The organism is Stenotrophomonas sp. MYb238, assembly GCF_009496535.1.
GTDB lineage: Bacteria > Pseudomonadota > Gammaproteobacteria > Xanthomonadales > Xanthomonadaceae > Stenotrophomonas.
Genome location: NZ_WIDL01000011.1, coordinates 113979 through 130300, shown reverse-complemented (window position 1 = coordinate 130300; position 16322 = coordinate 113979). Strand labels below are relative to the sequence as shown.

General features: G+C 69.8%; 16 protein-coding genes. 4 read left to right on the top strand and 12 right to left on the bottom strand.

What is annotated here, in order from left to right; translation table 11 throughout:
* The 3 genes from CQ393_RS09540 to CQ393_RS09530 all read right to left on the bottom strand — a co-directional run.
* A partial coding sequence (locus tag CQ393_RS09540) for an RHS repeat domain-containing protein (RefSeq protein WP_194269632.1) occupies positions 1-485 on the bottom strand: 485 nt, incomplete at its 3' end.
* A gap of 11 nt (positions 486-496) precedes the next feature.
* A complete protein-coding gene (locus CQ393_RS09535; protein ID WP_153191319.1) occupies positions 497-2374 on the bottom strand; it encodes a hypothetical protein in 1878 nt (625 codons plus the stop codon).
* Positions 2375-2545: 171 nt separating this feature from the next.
* Positions 2546-3223 (bottom strand): DUF502 domain-containing protein, encoded by a 678-nt coding sequence (locus tag CQ393_RS09530; protein ID WP_153191318.1) that lies wholly within the window; start codon positions 3221-3223, stop codon positions 2546-2548.
* 122 nt (positions 3224-3345) lie between these two features.
* Here CQ393_RS09530 and CQ393_RS09525 point away from each other — a divergent pair, with 122 nt between their 5' ends.
* Positions 3346-4701 (top strand): hypothetical protein, encoded by a 1356-nt coding sequence (locus CQ393_RS09525; protein WP_153191317.1) that lies wholly within the window; start codon positions 3346-3348, stop codon positions 4699-4701.
* A 77-nt stretch (positions 4702-4778) separates the two neighbouring features.
* Here CQ393_RS09525 and CQ393_RS09520 read toward each other — a convergent pair whose 3' ends face one another.
* From CQ393_RS09520 to trxA, 4 genes are all read right to left on the bottom strand, one after another.
* Positions 4779-5243 (bottom strand): DUF4442 domain-containing protein, encoded by a 465-nt coding sequence (locus CQ393_RS09520; RefSeq protein WP_153191316.1) that lies wholly within the window; start codon positions 5241-5243, stop codon positions 4779-4781.
* 64 nt (positions 5244-5307) lie between these two features.
* The gene (locus tag CQ393_RS09515; RefSeq protein WP_153191315.1) at positions 5308-6939 is read right to left on the bottom strand and encodes a CHASE2 domain-containing protein; all 1632 of its coding nucleotides are present in this window, start codon (positions 6937-6939) and stop codon (positions 5308-5310) included.
* Positions 6936-8594, bottom strand: coding sequence for a FecR domain-containing protein (locus tag CQ393_RS09510; RefSeq protein ID WP_153191314.1), 1659 nt, complete (start codon positions 8592-8594; stop codon positions 6936-6938). Before CQ393_RS09510 ends, CQ393_RS09515 begins: the two co-directional genes overlap by 4 nt.
* Before the next feature lie 159 nt (positions 8595-8753).
* The gene (trxA, locus tag CQ393_RS09505) at positions 8754-9617 is read right to left on the bottom strand and encodes a thioredoxin (RefSeq protein WP_153191313.1); all 864 of its coding nucleotides are present in this window, start codon (positions 9615-9617) and stop codon (positions 8754-8756) included.
* Positions 9618-9751: 134 nt separating this feature from the next.
* Here trxA and CQ393_RS09500 point away from each other — a divergent pair, with 134 nt between their 5' ends.
* Genes CQ393_RS09500 through CQ393_RS09490 form a run of 3 tightly spaced genes read left to right on the top strand, consistent with a single transcriptional unit; the run spans position 9752 to position 11069 of the window.
* The gene (locus CQ393_RS09500) at positions 9752-10387 is read left to right on the top strand and encodes a hypothetical protein (protein ID WP_153191312.1); all 636 of its coding nucleotides are present in this window, start codon (positions 9752-9754) and stop codon (positions 10385-10387) included.
* Positions 10384-10860: a hypothetical protein gene (locus CQ393_RS09495; RefSeq protein ID WP_153191311.1), complete on the top strand. Its 477-nt coding sequence runs from the start codon at positions 10384-10386 to the stop codon at positions 10858-10860. Before CQ393_RS09500 ends, CQ393_RS09495 begins: the two co-directional genes overlap by 4 nt.
* A complete protein-coding gene (locus CQ393_RS09490; protein ID WP_153191310.1) occupies positions 10857-11069 on the top strand; it encodes a helix-turn-helix transcriptional regulator in 213 nt (70 codons plus the stop codon). The genes CQ393_RS09495 and CQ393_RS09490 overlap by 4 nt, the downstream gene beginning before the upstream one ends.
* Before the next feature lie 72 nt (positions 11070-11141).
* On the opposite strand, the gene CQ393_RS09485 is transcribed toward CQ393_RS09490, so the two are convergent.
* From CQ393_RS09485 to CQ393_RS09465, 5 genes are all read right to left on the bottom strand, one after another.
* Entirely contained in the window at positions 11142-11861 is a 720-nt protein-coding gene (locus CQ393_RS09485; RefSeq protein ID WP_228114395.1) for a DUF2968 domain-containing protein, read from the bottom strand.
* A gap of 139 nt (positions 11862-12000) precedes the next feature.
* Positions 12001-14094 carry a TadG family pilus assembly protein gene (locus tag CQ393_RS09480; RefSeq protein WP_306767956.1) on the bottom strand — a complete coding sequence of 698 codons (2094 nt, stop codon included), beginning with the start codon at positions 14092-14094 and terminating at the stop codon, positions 12001-12003.
* Positions 14095-14188: 94 nt separating this feature from the next.
* Positions 14189-14557, bottom strand: a complete 369-nt coding sequence (locus tag CQ393_RS09475; protein ID WP_153191307.1) for a DUF3613 domain-containing protein — start codon at positions 14555-14557, stop codon at positions 14189-14191.
* A complete protein-coding gene (locus CQ393_RS09470) occupies positions 14554-15348 on the bottom strand; it encodes a tetratricopeptide repeat protein (RefSeq protein ID WP_153191306.1) in 795 nt (264 codons plus the stop codon). Before CQ393_RS09470 ends, CQ393_RS09475 begins: the two co-directional genes overlap by 4 nt.
* Positions 15345-16292 (bottom strand): type II secretion system F family protein, encoded by a 948-nt coding sequence (locus CQ393_RS09465; protein ID WP_153191305.1) that lies wholly within the window; start codon positions 16290-16292, stop codon positions 15345-15347. The genes CQ393_RS09470 and CQ393_RS09465 overlap by 4 nt, the downstream gene beginning before the upstream one ends.
* Positions 16293-16322: the final 30 nt, after the last annotated feature.

Below are 16322 nucleotides of genomic sequence, written 5' to 3'. Positions count from 1 at the left end.
TAGGCGATGCTGGCCAGACGCCCCATCGCGTCGTAGCTGTAGCTGGTCGCGTAGCCGTTCTCGTCGGTGACCTGGGTGATCCAGCCGCTGTCGTTGACCACCGCCGAGCGGCTCTTGCCGTCCGGATACCCGATGGACTGCGGGATGCCCCGTTTCCACGAGGACAGCGTGGTCTGGTTGTTGTTGCCGTCCTTGACCGTGGCTACCGTGCCGTCGGCGTTGTAGGTCAGCGTCTGCTGCAGCTTGCCGAAAGACGAATACGTCAGCGGCTGCGCGGTGGAAGCACTGAAGGTCGTCGACTCAACCACCGTGCCATTGACCGTGCGGCTGGCTACCTGGCCCAGCACCCACTTCGACGTGTTGTCGTGGTAGGTGATGACTTCTGTGCGGCTGTAGCTCTGCGCCGAGGCAGTCACAGGTAACAACGTCGCCAGCAGCGAAGCCAGAAGAGGGAGCGGGCGAGGACAGATCCTTTGTTTGCTCATGTCCTGGTCCTTCAGGGAGACGGGGCGCTGGACTGCGTGACGTTTAACGGACGGGCCAGCGCGTCGAACAGGTCCACCTGGTAGGTGAAGTCGACGCCGTCGCGGCTCGTCTTCGCCATCTGCAGGGGGCGGTGATATTCCGAGGTGAATCCGTCGTGGTTCTCGCGCAGGCTGTATCCGAACCGCTCGGGATATGCCTGTGGCGCCATGCTCAGGTCGTAGGTGGATACTTCAACCTCCGCCAGCGGCACGGCAGCACTGCCCCTCTCGATCCTCAGCAGCTTTCCCTCGTTGTAGCGGTAGCTGTTGCCATGGAAGTACTTTGTGCGTTCCCCATTGGGACCCAACACCAGGGTTTCGGAACTCTTGGCACAGGCATCCGACATGCAGATGGGGGAGCCGCAGACGACGCCTGTCGGACACGGCGTCATCATCGATCCCCCCGGGTAGAACTGGTGGCTGATGTTGGGCGTGTAGGAATAATTCCATTCCAGTGCGGTCAAGCCGGGCCCGGTGATGCGTTTCTTCGTGAGCGAGTACGCCTCGTAGGCGATCGCCCATTGGTTGGTGTCGTCGTTGGTGTCGGAAATAGTCGCGCCACCCCAGTCGTAGTTATGACAGGCGACCGGTACGTTGCTCCGGCCATGTCGCAGCCAGTCCACCGTGAACGTTCCCGACGCGCCCGACGGGTGCTGGATGGTGCCGGTCACCTGGGTGGGGCCGATGGGCTCGGTGAGGCGTAGGAAGCAGTTGCGCGCAGGTTCGCTGGGGGTTCCGATGGGATAGTAGATTTCCGCGGACGTAAATGGGGAAAACCCGATCGTCCATTGCGTGCCGTCCGGTTGCACGACCGCCGACAGGCTTCTCCTGCTTCCCAGCGCGACGTACTGGTAGGTCCAGCTTCTGGTTCCCTGGGTCACGCTGGCCACATGCCCCAGCGCGTTGTAGGTGATGCCGAGCTGGCGACCGTCGCTGGAAACGATGCCTGTCAGCCGCGCGGGCGCGTTCCAGGCGTTCGTATATGTGTATTCGACGGTATTGCCGAAACGGTCCTGCACCTTGGTTGCATACAGCACGTTCCTGCGACGGGTAATGTTGTTGCCGCCGTTTGCGCTGCTCAGGTTGGGTTCGCGGTACTGCGCCATCCAGTCGAACCAGTATTTCGTCCCGTCCGGCGTGACCGCCAGGAATCCCTCGCCGGTGGTGTTCTTGATGCTCGGCAGGCAGGAAACATAGGCCTGGCCGCTCGTCATCCAGTAATACGGGCCTCCGGACGCTGGCTGCTGGGCGCCCGCCAGCACCTGCAGCAGTTCGCCGCCTGCGCCCGGGACATTGAGCGTATTGCCCTGCCAGAAATCCCAGACGTTTATGTCCCATACGGGCGAGGGAGGCGTTACCTGATTGGAGGGGGCTGAACAGCGGCGTCCAGGATTCCCGGGAACCCTACTGTTCCAATCCGGCGCGAAGGACCCGCTGATGCTCGGCAGGTCCAGGTCCCAGTCGGCCAGCATCAGGTCGGTGACAGGAGAGGAATAGGGACTGGAGTACCGGTTCTGCACCGTATACGAGCGCGTGAAAGCGACAGGCAGGGCATTGTTGCCAGCGATCGCCACGTCGGTCGCCGAAAACGACAAGGCGCCATTGGCGATGTTGATCTGGTCGCCCAAAAGATCGGATTTCAGTGCGGCCGCTTGCCTGGCGGACTCTACGCGCTTGTCGTACTCGTCCCAGGGAAACAGGGGAGGCGGCGATGCCGCGGTTTTCTCCGCGTGCGTTTCGCGTTCTTCCGGGGGAAGCTCGGGGGGCGTCTGCGCCGCCGCATTCAGTCCGAAAACCAACCCGCACGCCAACAACGTCCATCTTGCCGCCTGTACGCATGCAACTTCCATGGCATCTCCCTGCGTCGTGTCGCCTGTCGGATTCCGTCATGGAATCCGGACTTCCGGCGCAACCATAGCGTGGAGATATTCATCGGGGAAGGCACAGCGTCCGGGAGGTCCATTGGCCATGGATCCCCTGCGCTGGTGAAACCGGCCCGGTTTATGGGCCGAGTGCGGCTTTCAGCGCTCGCCGGCGCGGGTGAACGGCACGCTGTCCGGGGCCACCGCGCCGCCGGAGATGATGAAGCTCATGGCCTGGTCCACGCTCCAGTCGGTCGGGGTCAGCAGTTCCACCGGCACGATCTCCAGGTAGCCGGAGGTCGGGTTGGGCGTGGTCGGCACGTACACCGCGGCCAGTTCGCGGCCGGTACCGTGCTCGCGGATGACCCGCGTCACCAGGCCTACCGACTTCATGTCGCGATGCGGGAAGTCGATCAGCACCACGCGCTGGGTGCTGCCGGGCTGGGTCTGCAGGATGTCCAGCAGCTTCTTGGCGCTGTCGTAGATGACGCTGGCCAGCGGGATGCGGCGTATCACCGCGCCGAACCAGCGCAGCAGGCGCTGGCCGATCACCCGGCGGCTGAGCATGCCCACCAGCAGGATCACCAGCAGCGTGGCGAGCAGGGCGAACACGTCCTGCATCCATTCCACCCGCACCCAGCCCAGGTAATGGGGGAAGGAGGCGGCGATGCGCTCGGACAGCGGCACCACCAGCGGGCTGCTGATGCCGGACAGGAGCACGAACACGAACTTGATCACCACCCAGGTCAGCCAGATCGGCAGCAGGGTCAGCAGGCCGGTCAGGAACAGCCGCTGCAGGGAAGGGCGGTGGGGGGCGGGGGAGGCGTCGGAAGACATGCGCCGATTGTAGCGTCGCGGCATGTTGCCGGGCATGGCGGTTGTGCGCCGCTGTGTTGCCGTATATGTAACGGTCCTTCGCCGCCTCCACCTGGACGTGGCACGACGCCAGGGAGAGGACGATGGGCAGGACGTTGCAGCGCGTGGTGGTTGGAGCGATCGGGTTGGTGCTGCTGCTGGCCATCGTCCTGCTGGTCTCCTGGCTGTGGCCGCTGTCGGCGGCGCAGAAGCGCGCGCTGGCCGCGCTGGAGACGCCGCGCGACCTGCCCGGCAGCAATGTCTACGTCACCCTGGCCACGCTGGGGATGGAAGGCGCGCTGGCGCAGCGGCAGGCGGCGGTGGAAGAACACACCCGGCAGTTCCAGCAGTGGTACGCCGACCGGTACGTCCCGGCTTTCATCCGCGGCCAAGCCGAAGGCGAGGCGGGCACGCCGCCGCCGTTGCCGGGCGAAGACGCGCCGCCGCCGGACGTGGATGCGGTGCTGTGCGGCTTCAACGAGGCGGCCGCCTGCGTGGACGCGGTGCGCCGCCAGCCGCAGGCCGTCGCCGCCGCGCTGGCGCCGCACGCCACGCTGCTGGCGCGCATGGACGAACTGGCGGCGCACGGGCACTACCGCTCGCCGCTGGCGCAGACCGGGGCGACGCCGTGGCCGTCGCTGCGCCGTCTGGGAGTGCCGTTGAGCGCGCACGCATTGGCCCACGTGCGCGGCGACAGCGCGCGTGCCCTGGCCGGCCTGTGCCGCGATGCCGGCATCGGCCGCATGCTGATGGCGCAGGGCGACAACCTGCTGACGACGATGACGGGAAGCCGGATGCTGGCGACCAATGCAACGGTGTTCGCCGCGGTGCTGGCCGAACTGCCACTGGACGCGCCGTTGCCGGCCGCTTGCGCCACGGCGCTTGCGCCCTTGTCGGCCGACGAGGCCGGCATCTGCAACGGCATGCGCGGGGAGTTCGCGATGCAACGTGAGCTGGCGATGCTGATGGACACGAGGATCGAGCAGGCCCAGCGAGGAGGGGCGCTGTTCTACAGCAGCAGCAAGACCCTGGCGTATACGGCGCAGACACTGGGCGATGCCTGCCTGCCGGAGACGCGGCAGGCCATCGCCGAGGATCGCAGGCTGTCCGCGCCGCCGGCGCGGGTGCTGGCATGGTGGCATCCGCAATGCCTGACCAATTCCATCGGCTGCATCCTGGGCAACATCGCCGCGCCCGCCTACCGCGGATACGCCAGCCGGCAGCAGGACACCGCGGCGCAGCTGCGCCTGCTGAGCGCCGTGCTGTGGCTGCGCGAGTATGCCGGACAGGACGCGGCCACGCCGCTGGCCGGGCGCCTGGACGGTCTACCGGCCGGACTGCGCAGCGCGCATCGACCGATCACCGTATCGGCCGACGGCATCGCACTGGAAACGCCTGCCTATGGCGGGGAGGGGCAGATGCTGCGGATGCCTTTGCCGCAGGCCGTGTCCGGCCACTGACACCGGGCCGTTGCCGCAGCGGTTCCGGTCGCGATCGAGCGGCATCGGTAAAGCCGCGGTCGCGACTGAAGTCGCTCCTACGTGCCGGGCTGGCGCGCTTCCGGCTTGAGTCGCACGTAGACCTGCTTGCGCACGCGCGCGACAACTTCGCCCTGCGCGTCGCGGATGTCGTTGGCGAACCAGCGCAGGTACTTGCCGCCATCGGCGGTGGCCGCGCGCACCTCGTCCAGCGTGGCCTCGTCGAGGTGGAATTCGGTGGCAACCGTGCCCTTGCCGGGTTTGACGAATTCGATCTCGCCGGCCTTGTCCCACACGTAGTAGTCGCGCCCGAGGTTCTGCAGCAGGCACAGCATCCAGAACGGGTCGGTCATCGCGAACAGGCTGCCGCCGAAGTGGGTGCGCACGTAGTTGACGTTCCAGGGCCGCTGGCGCAGCTCGACCCGCACGTAGCGGTAGTCGGCGCCGATGGCGGTGACGTGGATGCCTGTGAACAGGAAGGGCGGCCAGAGGTTGATGCCGAGGCGGAACGTGCTGGCTTTCATGGCGTGGCGGGTGGCGGGCGGGATGCCGAGTCTAGCATTCGCACCCGTATGGTCCTGCCTGCGGTCACCCGGTTGCCGCTACCCGGAAACCGTCGCGGCCGGCCGCCTTGGCCTGGTAGAGCGCCGCGTCGGTGTCGCGGAACAGATCCGCTGGCAGGCCATCGGCACCGGGTACGAGGGTGCCTATGCCTGCGGTGATGCTGATCCGGGCCTGGCGCCCCTTGCCCACGGCGATGCCGGCGCGGCGGACGCGGCCGATGAGGGCCTCGATCAGCTGGACCGCGCCTTCGCTGCCGGTGTCGGGCAGGATCAGCGCGAATTCGTCGCCGCCGAAGCGCGCGGCCAGGTCGCGCGGCCGCCGCGCCAGTTCGCCGATCATGCGTGCGGTCTGCTGCAGCACCAGGTCGCCGACGTGGTGGCCGAAGGTGTCGTTGTAGTGCTTGAAGTTGTCCAGGTCGATCAGCACCAGGCTCAGCGGGCGGCCGCCGCGCCGCGCCGCTTCGTACTCCAGGCGCAGCGCCTCCTCGAAGCGCATGCGGTTGGCCAGGCCGGTCAGCGGGTCGCGATGGGCCTGGCGGCGCCAGTAGCGCATCTGCCACAGGCCCCAGCCCAGCAGCATCAGCAGCACGCCGGCGATGGCCGCCGCTGGCGCGAACCACAGGTTGAAGCCGCGCAGCAGGACCAGGCTGAGCAGCAGCGGCAGCGGCAGCGACACCACCGCGACCAGCCACGGCGGCAACCGAGGCTGGGTCATGGCCAGCGCGCACAGCACCACCAGCAGGGCGACCAGGGCCACCTGGACGGCGGGGGACAGGGGCAGGATCACGTGCCCACCGAGCAGCATGGAGGCGACGTCGGCCTGGTACTCGGTGCCGCTCATCCAGCTCTCGCGCGAGGTCGGCGTGAGCAAGCGCGGGGCGATGCCGCTGGCGGTCATGCCGACGATCACCAGCCGGCCGTGCAGCAGCCCGGGCGGCAGGCGGCCCTCGAGCACGTCGATGTAGGACACCTGCGGGAAGGTGCCCGGCGGCCCGGCGTAGCGCAGGCGCACGTAGTTGTCGCGCCGCCACTGGTAGGGCGAGGCGGTGTCCGGGGCGGGATCGCCCAGCCCCGGGATCGGGCCGTCCATGCCGCTGAGCGCCAGGCCCAGCGCCGGCCAGTACGCCGAGCCCACGCCGGCCTTCAGGTACAGGCCGCGGGCGATGCCGTCGCCATCGACCTCGATGTCGGTGTGCGCCAGCGCGGTGGCGGCCGAGGCCAGCACCGGCACCGGCAGCAGTTCCTCGGGCACCGCCTCGTCGCTGGCCGACGCCGCCAGCACCGGCAGCACGACGTTGCCGCTGCGCTTGATCGCCGCGGCCAGTTCGACGTCCTGGGTGGCGTCCTTGCGGTCGGGCTCGGGAAACATCAGGTCCAGCGCGACGCGGCGCGCGCCGGCCTCGTGCAGGCGGTCGAGCAGGCGCGCATGGGTGCCGCGCGGCCAGGGCCATTGCCCTAGCTGCTGCAGGCTGCGCTCGTCGATGGCGACGATGGCCAGGCGTTCGTCGGCCGGATACTCCCAGTCGCCGACTATGTAGTCGTAGACGCGTTCGTCCTGCTGCCAGAGCAGGCGCGCCTGGCTGGCCCATCCGGCCAGCGCGGCGAGGGCGACGACCAGCAGCAGCCGTTGCGGCCAGGACAGCAGCAGCGTCTTCATAGCGCCAACAGCAGCAGCGCGCCGGCCCCGACGCCGTAGCAGAGCTTGCACGGCAACTGGATCTGCTGGGCCTGGGAGAACGGCCCGGCGTAGCCGTCGTCGTCGATGTACTGCACGCGCACGTGCAGGGTGCCGCCGCGCCAGGGCTGCTTCATCGAGATTTCCGGCGTGGCGGTTTCGCGGTCGAGCAGCGGCGCGCTGAAATCGCCGCGGCGGTCCACCTGCACGCGGTAGCGCTGGCCGTCCGCGCCCGCTTGCCAGCGCAGCGTCAGCTGGCCCCTGGCGGCCTGCGCCGGCTGCAGGCCGGCATCGGCCGGGGCGTCGCTGATGCGCAGCGGCAGTGGCTGCCCGTAGCGGCCGGCGAGCCCCTGCGCGTCCACCGACGCGACCCGCCAGTAGTACTCGCCCGGGGCAAGCGCGACCGGCGAGCGCAGGCGGGTGGCATCGGTCCGGCGTTCGGCCAGCGGCTCCAGGAAATCCGGCTCGCGCGCGATCTGCAGCATGCTGCCGGCGGCGCCGGGCACCTGCGCCCAGGCGAAGCGCGGATGCGCCTGGGCGAGGGCCTGGCCATGCACGGGAGCGGTGGTCAGCGGCGGCGGCAGGCCATCAGGCACGCGGAAGTCGCGGGCGCTGTCGTGGCCTTCGACGCCATCGGCGCCGACCGCGCGTACGAGCAGCCGCAGCTGCCCCGGCGGCAGGTCGTCGATGCGGATGCGCGTGTCCGCGGTGTCGCGTGCGAACAGAAGGATGTCCGGCGCATCGGCGCGCACCACCTCGACCCGGTAGCCGCGCGCCTGCGGCAGCGCCTGCCAGGCGGCCAGCAGCGGCAACGGCTCCAGCCGCAGGCTGGCCTCGTCGATGCGCGGCGCGGCGGGCAGCGGCTGGACCGGCGCCGGCGCCCGTCCGGCGGAGGCGCTCAGCGTGGCCTGGCCCGGCTCGACCATGCGCTGGCCGTGGCGGTTGCCGACATGGACGCGGCCTTCGACCACTTCCGTCGCGGCCGGGTCGTCGCCCTGGCCGGCGCTGACGCGGAACACGGTGCCGCGCACGCTGCTGGTGGCGGTGGGCGCGGTGATCATGTAACGCGACGCCGGCCCCTGCGCCGGGGTCACCCGGTTGCTGCTGCGGCCGCGCTGCAGGCGCAGGCGCGTGTCCACCATGCCGGTGGCGCCGTAGCTGCTGAGCTGGTCCAGGCGCAGTTCGGAGTTCTCGCGCAGCAACAGCCGCGAGTCGTCGGCGAAGGCCAGGGTGATGCTGGCGTCCGCGCCGGTGCGGATGCGGCTGCCGATGGGCAGCTGCATGCCCTCGCGGGCGGGAGCGGCGGCGCCGTCGCCGCCGCTGATGTCGACCTGGCCGCGCACGGCCACGATGCGGGCCGGCGCCGGTTCTACCCGCAGCCAGGCGATGGGGAAGCGCAGCACCTGGCCCGGCGGCAGCCGGTAGGGATTGGGGACGGCGTTGTGGTTCTGCAGTTCTTCCCACGACACCGTGGGCTTGAGGTAGCGCGTGCCCAGGTCCCACAGGGTGTCGCCCGGGCGCACGCGGTAGGTCCAGTCCTGCGCGCTGGCCGCGGCCGAACACGTCAACGGCAGCGTCGCCAGCGCGATCTGGAACAGGGCGGTCAGGCGCAGCGCACGCAGCTTGGACAACATCATGGGCAATCGGTCCTTCAGTCGCGGGAACCGGAGCCCGACACTGCCCGGCGTCCTCCATCCCCCAGATGGCACGGCGGGAGTGCCGCGCGTCATCACTACGATGAACGGCGCATTATCGGGCAGGCCGCGTTTCGACTGCCTGAACGCGCAATGACGTCGTCAGAACAGCAGCGAGGACATGCGTCGGCGGTAGCGGCCGACGAGGTCTTCATCCTCGACGACGCGGAACGCATCGATCAGCGCCTTGCGCGGCAGCCCTTCGCGGTAGCCGCGGTCGATCCGCAGCATCTCCAGGAACTGCTCCAGCGCGGCCTCGTCCTGGCCCGCCAGCAGGCGGTGGATGCCGAGCAGGTGGCGGGCGTCCAGGTCGTTGCCGTCGGCCTGCACGCGCGCGGCCAGGGTGTCGGCCGGCGGCGCATCGGCCAGCGCGGTGTGGAAGTCCAGGCGGGCGCGGGCGCGCACGGCGCGGTCGTCGGTGGCCAGGTTGGCCGGCAGGGAATCGAGCAGCGGGCCGGCCTCGGCGATGGCGCCGGTCTTGATCAGGGCCAGCGCCAGGTCCAGTTTCAGCTCGGCCTTGTCCGGGTCGGCGGCGATGGCCTCGCGCAGCGCGGCGACCTGCGACAGCGGATCCAGCGGCGCGGCCTCGGCCTCGGCGTCGATATCGGCCGGCGCGTCGGCGGGGGTGACGCCGTGCTGGGCCAGGAACTCGCGCAGCTGGCCTTCGGGCAGGGCGCCCGGGAAGCCGTCGACGATCTGGCCGTCCTTGACCAGGAACACGGTGGGCACCGAGCGGATCTGGAACGCCGCGGCGATCTGCTGCTCCTTGTCCACGTCGACCTTGGCCAGTTCGAAGGCGCCGTGGTATTCGCCGGCCAGCTTCTCCAGGATCGGCCCCAGCGTCTTGCACGGCCCGCACCAGGTCGCCCAGAAGTCCACCAGCACCGGGGTCTGCAGCGATTTCTGCAGGACTTCGGTCTCGAAGGTCTCGGTCGTGGCGTCGAAAACGTGGGGCAGGTCGGACATCGCAGCGCTCGCAGGAAAGTTCACGCCCGAGATGGTGGCAGAGCGCGCGGATGCAAGTCGATGTAAAAAATATTTGACATCGCCTGGGGCAGATGTAATGTCCACATTACATTTCGTACGCCTTGGGTGACATCGTGGGCAAGGGGAAGATCGCGGGATTGATGGTCGTGGCGGCGCTGGCGATGTGGCTGTTGCTGGCCGGGCCGGCGCGGGTGCTGGGCCTGGACGGCGGCAACGTCGGCGTGCTGCTGCTGATGGGCGCGATGTGGGCGGCCCTGCATGGCCTCGGTCGGGCCACGCGCGAGGATCTGGAAGGGGCCGGTTCGCCGGGCGAGTGGAAGGCGTGGCTGGGGCTGGGCTTCATGTCGCTGGCCGTCGTCTATGGCCTGGCCAAGGCGCCGCTGTTCCTGCACATGACGCGCTGGAACGATCCCGATGCCGGCGCGGTCGCGCGCAACCTGGTGATGCTGCTGGTCGCGTGGACCGTGTTGTCGCAGGTGCTGGATTCGCGCTGGAAGGGCGCCGTGCGCGGCGACGAACGCGACCGGGGCATCGAACAGGCCGCCGCGGCGTGGGGCCGCGGCGCGCTGGTCGCCGGCGTGATCGGCATCGCCCTGATGCTGGGCCTGTCGCCGGCGGAAAAACTGCACTGGGCCCGGCCTTTCGTCGTCGCCAACCTGCTGGTGTGCGCGTTGATGGCCAGCTGCCTGGTCGAGTACGCGGCGACGGCGCTCCAGTACTGGCGCGACCGGCGCGGGGTCGGGGCATGAAGCGACCGCAGGACGCCGGACAGGTCATGGAGGAAGAGCGGGTGAAGGGAAGAGAGATGCTGGCGGCGATGAACCGGCAGGAGAAGACGGCATGGCTGCTGCTGGCCGCGTTCGGCCTGTCGGCGGGCCTGGTGGGGTGGCGGCTGTTCTTCTCCGACACTGCCCTGGAAAAGAATGTCGGCTATCCGGCCTGGTGCCTGTTCTGGGTCGGATACTTTTTCTTCGTCCGCAAGGACAGGACGCCGGTGGCCGACGAGCGCGACAGGATCATCCAGGCGCATGGCGTGCGGGCCGGCTATACCGCCTTGGCGCTGATGCTGGTGGTCGTTTCGGTGCTGGCCGAAGGCTATGGGGATTTCGTCGCTTCGCGCACCGGCTATTGGCTGGCGAACTTCCTCCTCTGGCTGGTCTGCCTGTCCGTCAGCCTGCATGCGGCGGTCATGGTCTGGCACTACTGGCGCGACCGCCGATGAGCGGCACGCCGATCGGCAATGACATCCGCCGGCTGCGCTTCGAGCGCGGCGAAATGACCCAGCAGGTGCTGGCCGACGCTTGCGGCGTGACCCGGCAGACCATCATCGCCCTGGAGGCGGGGCGGTACGCGCCTTCGCTGGAGCTGGCGTTCCGCATCGCGCGCGCGTTCGGCGTCGGCGTGGAGGATGTGTTCCGCTGGCAGGACTGAGCTGGCCGTGTGTTGCAGGCTTCCGGCCGCGGATGTGGAACGGCCCGCCGCAGGGCGGGCCGTTGCGCGAGGTCACGGGTGCGCCGGCTGTTCCGGTATCGCCGTGGCCGGGGCGCCTGCCGGCGCGGGCGCCGCGCTGGTGGCCGGCAGCGAGAGCTCGGGATTGACCTGCTGGGCCTGCAGCGCCTTGATCTGCTGGTTCAACGCTTCCAGCTGGGTGTTGGTGGCGCGTAGGTCCGAACTGAGCGCGACCGCCTGCTGCTTGCGCTCCTGGAGCGCGTTGCTGACCTGCAGCGACTGCTGGCGCTGCTGTTCGGCTTCCTGCTGCAGGCCGCGCAGGCGGCGCTCGTTAAGCGCGACCAGCTTCTCGCTGTAGGCCTTGCCCGCCTGCAGGCGGATCGTGTCCAGGTATACCTGCGCCAGTTCCCGGGTCTGGTCGACGAAGGTCTGGTACACCGATTCGGCGTTCTCGGCCGACTCGGTGCGGATCACGCGCCAGAATTCCTTTTCGTGGAACAGGGCGACGTAGTAGTTCAGCGACTCGGCATGGAACAGCAGGCTGGCGCCGTAGTTGCCGTTGTAGGTGGTGCGCATCTCGGTCAGTTCGCGGTTGCCCATCAGCCGCTGCAGGTCGCTGACCGTATTGCCGATGACCGTGTCCTCGCTGCGCGCGGGCGCGGCGGGAACCTCGGCTTCGCCGCGCTGCCAGCGTCCGGCGTGCGCGTCGGGCGCAAGGCCCAGGCCAGCGAGGAAAAACAGGGCGGCGCACAGCCACGCAGGCAACGTATCCATCGTTCTCATAGTCCTCGAATCCCCCGGATCGCGACGACCGCCGGACTGTCCATGCCCGCGGTGACTGGCACCGAGTCTAGCATGCGGAAAACGGCCGGAAATCCCTCGCCGGTTGCTGTCATTCGTGCGCCTGCCGCCATCAGTAGACCAGCTGCGCCGGGGTGCACTGGATCGACTGCACCTGCACGTCGGTACGCCCCAGTTCCAGCCCCAGTACTTCGGCCAGTGTCTGGGTAAGCAGGGTGCCGACGCTGTTGAGGAGGGGCTTGAGGAAATCGAGCGCAGGCTTGAGGACCAGGCACAACAGACCGTTGCAGGTGACCGGGCCGTTGCCCGGACTGGTCACGCCGCTGCCGCTGTAGGCATCGAGCAGGCCATCGGGTGCGGTCTGGAGGTAGGAGGTCAGGTTGCGCTTGAGGCAGTTGTTGTAGTCCAGGTTGCCGAGCAGGCTGTTGCAGCGCTCGATGGCCAGGCCGCCCAGCAGGCTGCCGAGCAGGCCGCTGAGCAGGCCCAGACCCTGGCCGGTGGCCGTGGCGCGGTAGCCTTCCCAGATCGAGCCGTCGCGGAAACAGGTGGTGAGGTTGAGCGGCGGGCAGGCGTAGGGCACGCCCTTGGCGACGTTCCAGTCGAGCGGCGGCAGCCCTTCGCTTCCGGTGCGCAGCAGGGCGATGGTGCGGTCCACGTCGTAGCGGCCGCCGCCGGGATTGGCGGCCTTCAGGAACCGGTCGGCGAGGTTGGCGGCGGCCGATGGCTGGTTCATGCCCTCGCCGCGGGGATCGAGCGTGTGCGACAGGACCCGCAGCAGTTCGTCCACCAGGTGTTCGACCGTGCTGCCGATCGCCAGCGGGTTGACCTGCGTCGAACCGGTCTGGCCCGCGGCCAGGGTGAGGCTCTGGCTGTCGGTCAGCGCGTTGATGCTGATCCTGTCGTTGATCAGCGGCGCGCCGAGCAGGGTCAGCAGCTGCTCGTCCTGCAGGCCGGTGTCGCAGACCTCGCTGCGCGAGAACACGTCGGCGGCGGCCACCTTGCCCACGCAGGTGCGCAGCACCGAGGCGTCGACGCGCACGGTGGCCGTCGGCGGCGCCTGCCCGCACTGCAGCGAGGTCAGCGTGCCCATGGCATTGGTGACGTCGGTGTAGATCGGCAGTTTCAACCGCGTCCCGAGCGCGGACAGGGCGGGCCCCAGCACGGGAATGTCCTGGCTGTCGATGTCGATCGCCAGCCGCACCTGCGCGTTGTAGGCGCGCGCGCCCACGCCGCCGATGGCGATCGATGGCGGTTCGACGATGCCGGCGCGCACGCTGCCTCCGCCGAGCAGGCCGAGGTTGTCCACCGCCACGCCGTGGCCATCCGAGGCGATGGCGATGGCGGTGGTGACCAGGTCCATCGCGTTGACGTCGGCCTGCAGTGCGCTGCCGATGGTGCCGTCGGGCGCGACCACCGTCGCGAACAGGCCGCCGGCCGGATCGGAACCCCCGAGCGGGATGCGCAGGCTGTGCAGGTCCAGCTGCGTGCCGATGCGGTTGGCCAGCGCGTCCAGGCGCAGCCCGGCCGCGCCGTTGCGTTCGAGCACGGTGGTGGTGGCGTCGAGCAGCGCGCCCAGCGAGACCCGGTGCGCGGCCAGGAACTGGTTGAAATCGGCCACGCTCATGTTGACGTCCACCGGCAACCCCAGCGCCTCCAGCAGGCCGGCCGGGGTGACGTTGGCCTGGGCCAGGCCGTCGTAGGCGAGCACGGTGGCGGTGTCGACGTTGACGCCGACCAGGCGCAGCACATTGCCCAGCGGCGAGTTGCCGTTGACCCGCAGCAGCTGCGAGCCGACGGTGAACACCGCGCTCGGCGGTGTGCGCTTGGCGACGGCCTGGGCCTGCACGGCCGGAAGCCCGGCGTTCTGGCCGAAGAACGGAACCGCGGTCCGGCGCGCGGTGATCTTCACCGCGTTGAGCGGATGGTCGCCGTCGATCGTTTCGCCGAAGTGGTCGGCCGCCGGATTGCCGGTGCCCCAGTTGCCGCAGCGGATGGTGATGCTGCCGGCGAAGCGGTTTTCCTCTATCGCGTTCTGGCGTGCGGCGCGGTTGTCCTGGTTGTCGGCGCTGCACAGTTCCAGCCGCTGCGCGCCGGCGAGCGCGGCCAGGTCGGCGACCTTCTGCGCCTCGCGCTTGGCCCAGTAGAGATGGCCGATCTCCACCAGGCCGAGGATCGCCACCAGGCCGAGCAGCAGCAACATCATCATCACCGAGCCGCCGCCGCGCTGGACGTGGGGCAGGCGCGCGCCGCCGGCATGGGCGGGTTGTGGGCGAAGGCGCGGCAGGATCATGGCCGCGGCCTCAGCGGCTGGACCGGCCGCTTCCCGAGGTGGGCAGCGCGGCGTCGAAGTACTCGGGAACCGGATGCTCGAAGCTGTCCAGATAGCGCTGGTAACTGCGGCTGCCCGCCTCGCCCAGCATCGGCAGCGCGTTGCCGGCCTGCATGCCCCCGGCCTGCAGCCGCAGCAGCGCCCGGGTGGTGTGGCCGATCGAGGAACGCTGGGTCGGCGCTCCTGCCGCCGCTGGCGGGAGCGGCGGTTCCGGCGTGGCCGCCGGTTGCGGTGCGGCGGCCGGCATGTCGGTACGCGCGGTGAGCGGCGGATGCTGGGCGCGTGCGGGCGTCCAGGGCGTGGCCAGCAGCAGGCACAGCACGAAGACGGGGCGTGTCATGGCAGTACCTCATCGGGGCGGTCGGAGGAAGGGACGAAACGTTCGAGCATGGAACCCGGCGGGCGGGACGCGGCGTCGCCCGCGGCCACCGGCGGGGCCGGCGATGCGGCCGCCGGCGCGCTTGCCGGCGTGCGCAGCGCAGCGTACAGACGCATGATTTCGCCGCGCACCGGTTCGGAGAGGCGGGCCCGGCGCATGATCGCGTCGGCGACATCCGGCTGGTCCGACAGCAGCGCCCACAGCGCCAGGTTGGCGACCGCGCGTATGTTGTCCGGCGCGAGTTCGGCGGCCTTGGCCAGCGGCGCGCGGGCCTCGGCCACGCGCCCGGCCTGCAGCAGCGCGAAGCCGAGGTCGCCGAGATAACGCGGTTCCAGCGGTTCCAGTCGCACCGCGCTGGCCAGCGCCTGCCACGCGTCCTCGCGCTTGCCGGCGGCGGCCGCGACCCGGCCCAGTCCATGCCACGCAGGCGCGGCCTGCGGGCCGCGCAGCAGGCCGCGGTAGAGCGCGGCCGCCGCGTCGCCGTTGCCGGTTTCGCGCAGCGCATCGGCTTCCAGCAGGCGCAGCTCGGGCGTGTCGCCGAAGCGCCTGCGGAAGGCGTCCACGTGCGCCAGCGATGCGTAGTAGGCGCCCTGGTCCTGCATCTGCCGGATCAGCGCCAGGTACATGGCGCGGTCGTCCTGCGGCGAAGGTTCCCCCACCGGCTCCACCGGCGGCGGGCGATAGGCCATTCCACCGTGCGCGCAGGCCGACAGCAGCAGGACGCACAGCGATGCCGGCGCCAGGCGGTTCACGATTTGCCCATCCCGGCGAGCGCGCTCGCCAGGGCCAGGATGGCGGGGCCGGACAGCACCAGCATCAGCGCCGGCAGCAGGGTCAGCATCATCACCACGGTCATCTTCACCGACAGTTTCCCCACCTTCTCCTTCATCTTCATCCGCCGCTGTTCGCGCAGCCGCATGCCGAACTGCTTGAGCGGCTCCTGCACCGCGCCGCCGTGCTGGTGCACCTGCAGCACCATCTGCACCAGGCTGCGCAGGTCGTCGTTGCCGAAATCCTCGGACAGGCGGCGCAGCGACTGCGTGCGGCTGCGGCCGCGGGTGTAGGCCGCGTTGGCCTGCTGGATCTCGCCGCCCAGCGTCGGGATCGCCACCTGCAGCTTGTCGCCGATCATCTGCAGGCTCTGGTCGATGCTGAAACCAACGCCCTGCAGCAGGCGCAGCAGGTCGATCAGCAGCGGCAGTTCCTCGTCGACCCTGCGCCGCAGGCGGCCGGCCCAGGCGCGCAGCGCCAGCTTGGGCAGCAGGATGCCCAGCGCGCATCCACAGACCACGACGGCGCCGGCCCGGATGCCGTGGGGCTGCATCAGCATCAGGCCCAGAACCGGCAGCAGCGCCGCCAGCAGCACCCGCAGCGCCAGGAACGCCGCGGCGCCGGAACGGTGGTTCCAGCCGACCTGCTCGAGCAGCAGCCTGTCCTCCGGCGCCAGCAGGGCCTTCTGCAGCCGGCTGCCCTCGAAGTGGTCGCCGATGGCGCTGAGCTCGGCCAGCAGCGCCTGCCAGCGACCACGCGGCGCAGGTGCGGGTACCGGAGCGGGCGCCTTCTGCGCATGGTCCAGCGCATGCTGCAGCGTCGCCTTGACCTGCTGCGCACGCCGGTCCTGGAACAGCAGCCCTGCGGCGGCCAGCAGCAGCGCCAGTGCCAGGCAGGCGACGGCGAGGGCGAAGAGCAGGTTCATGCGTCGGCCTCCCGGATGGGGCGGAGCGCG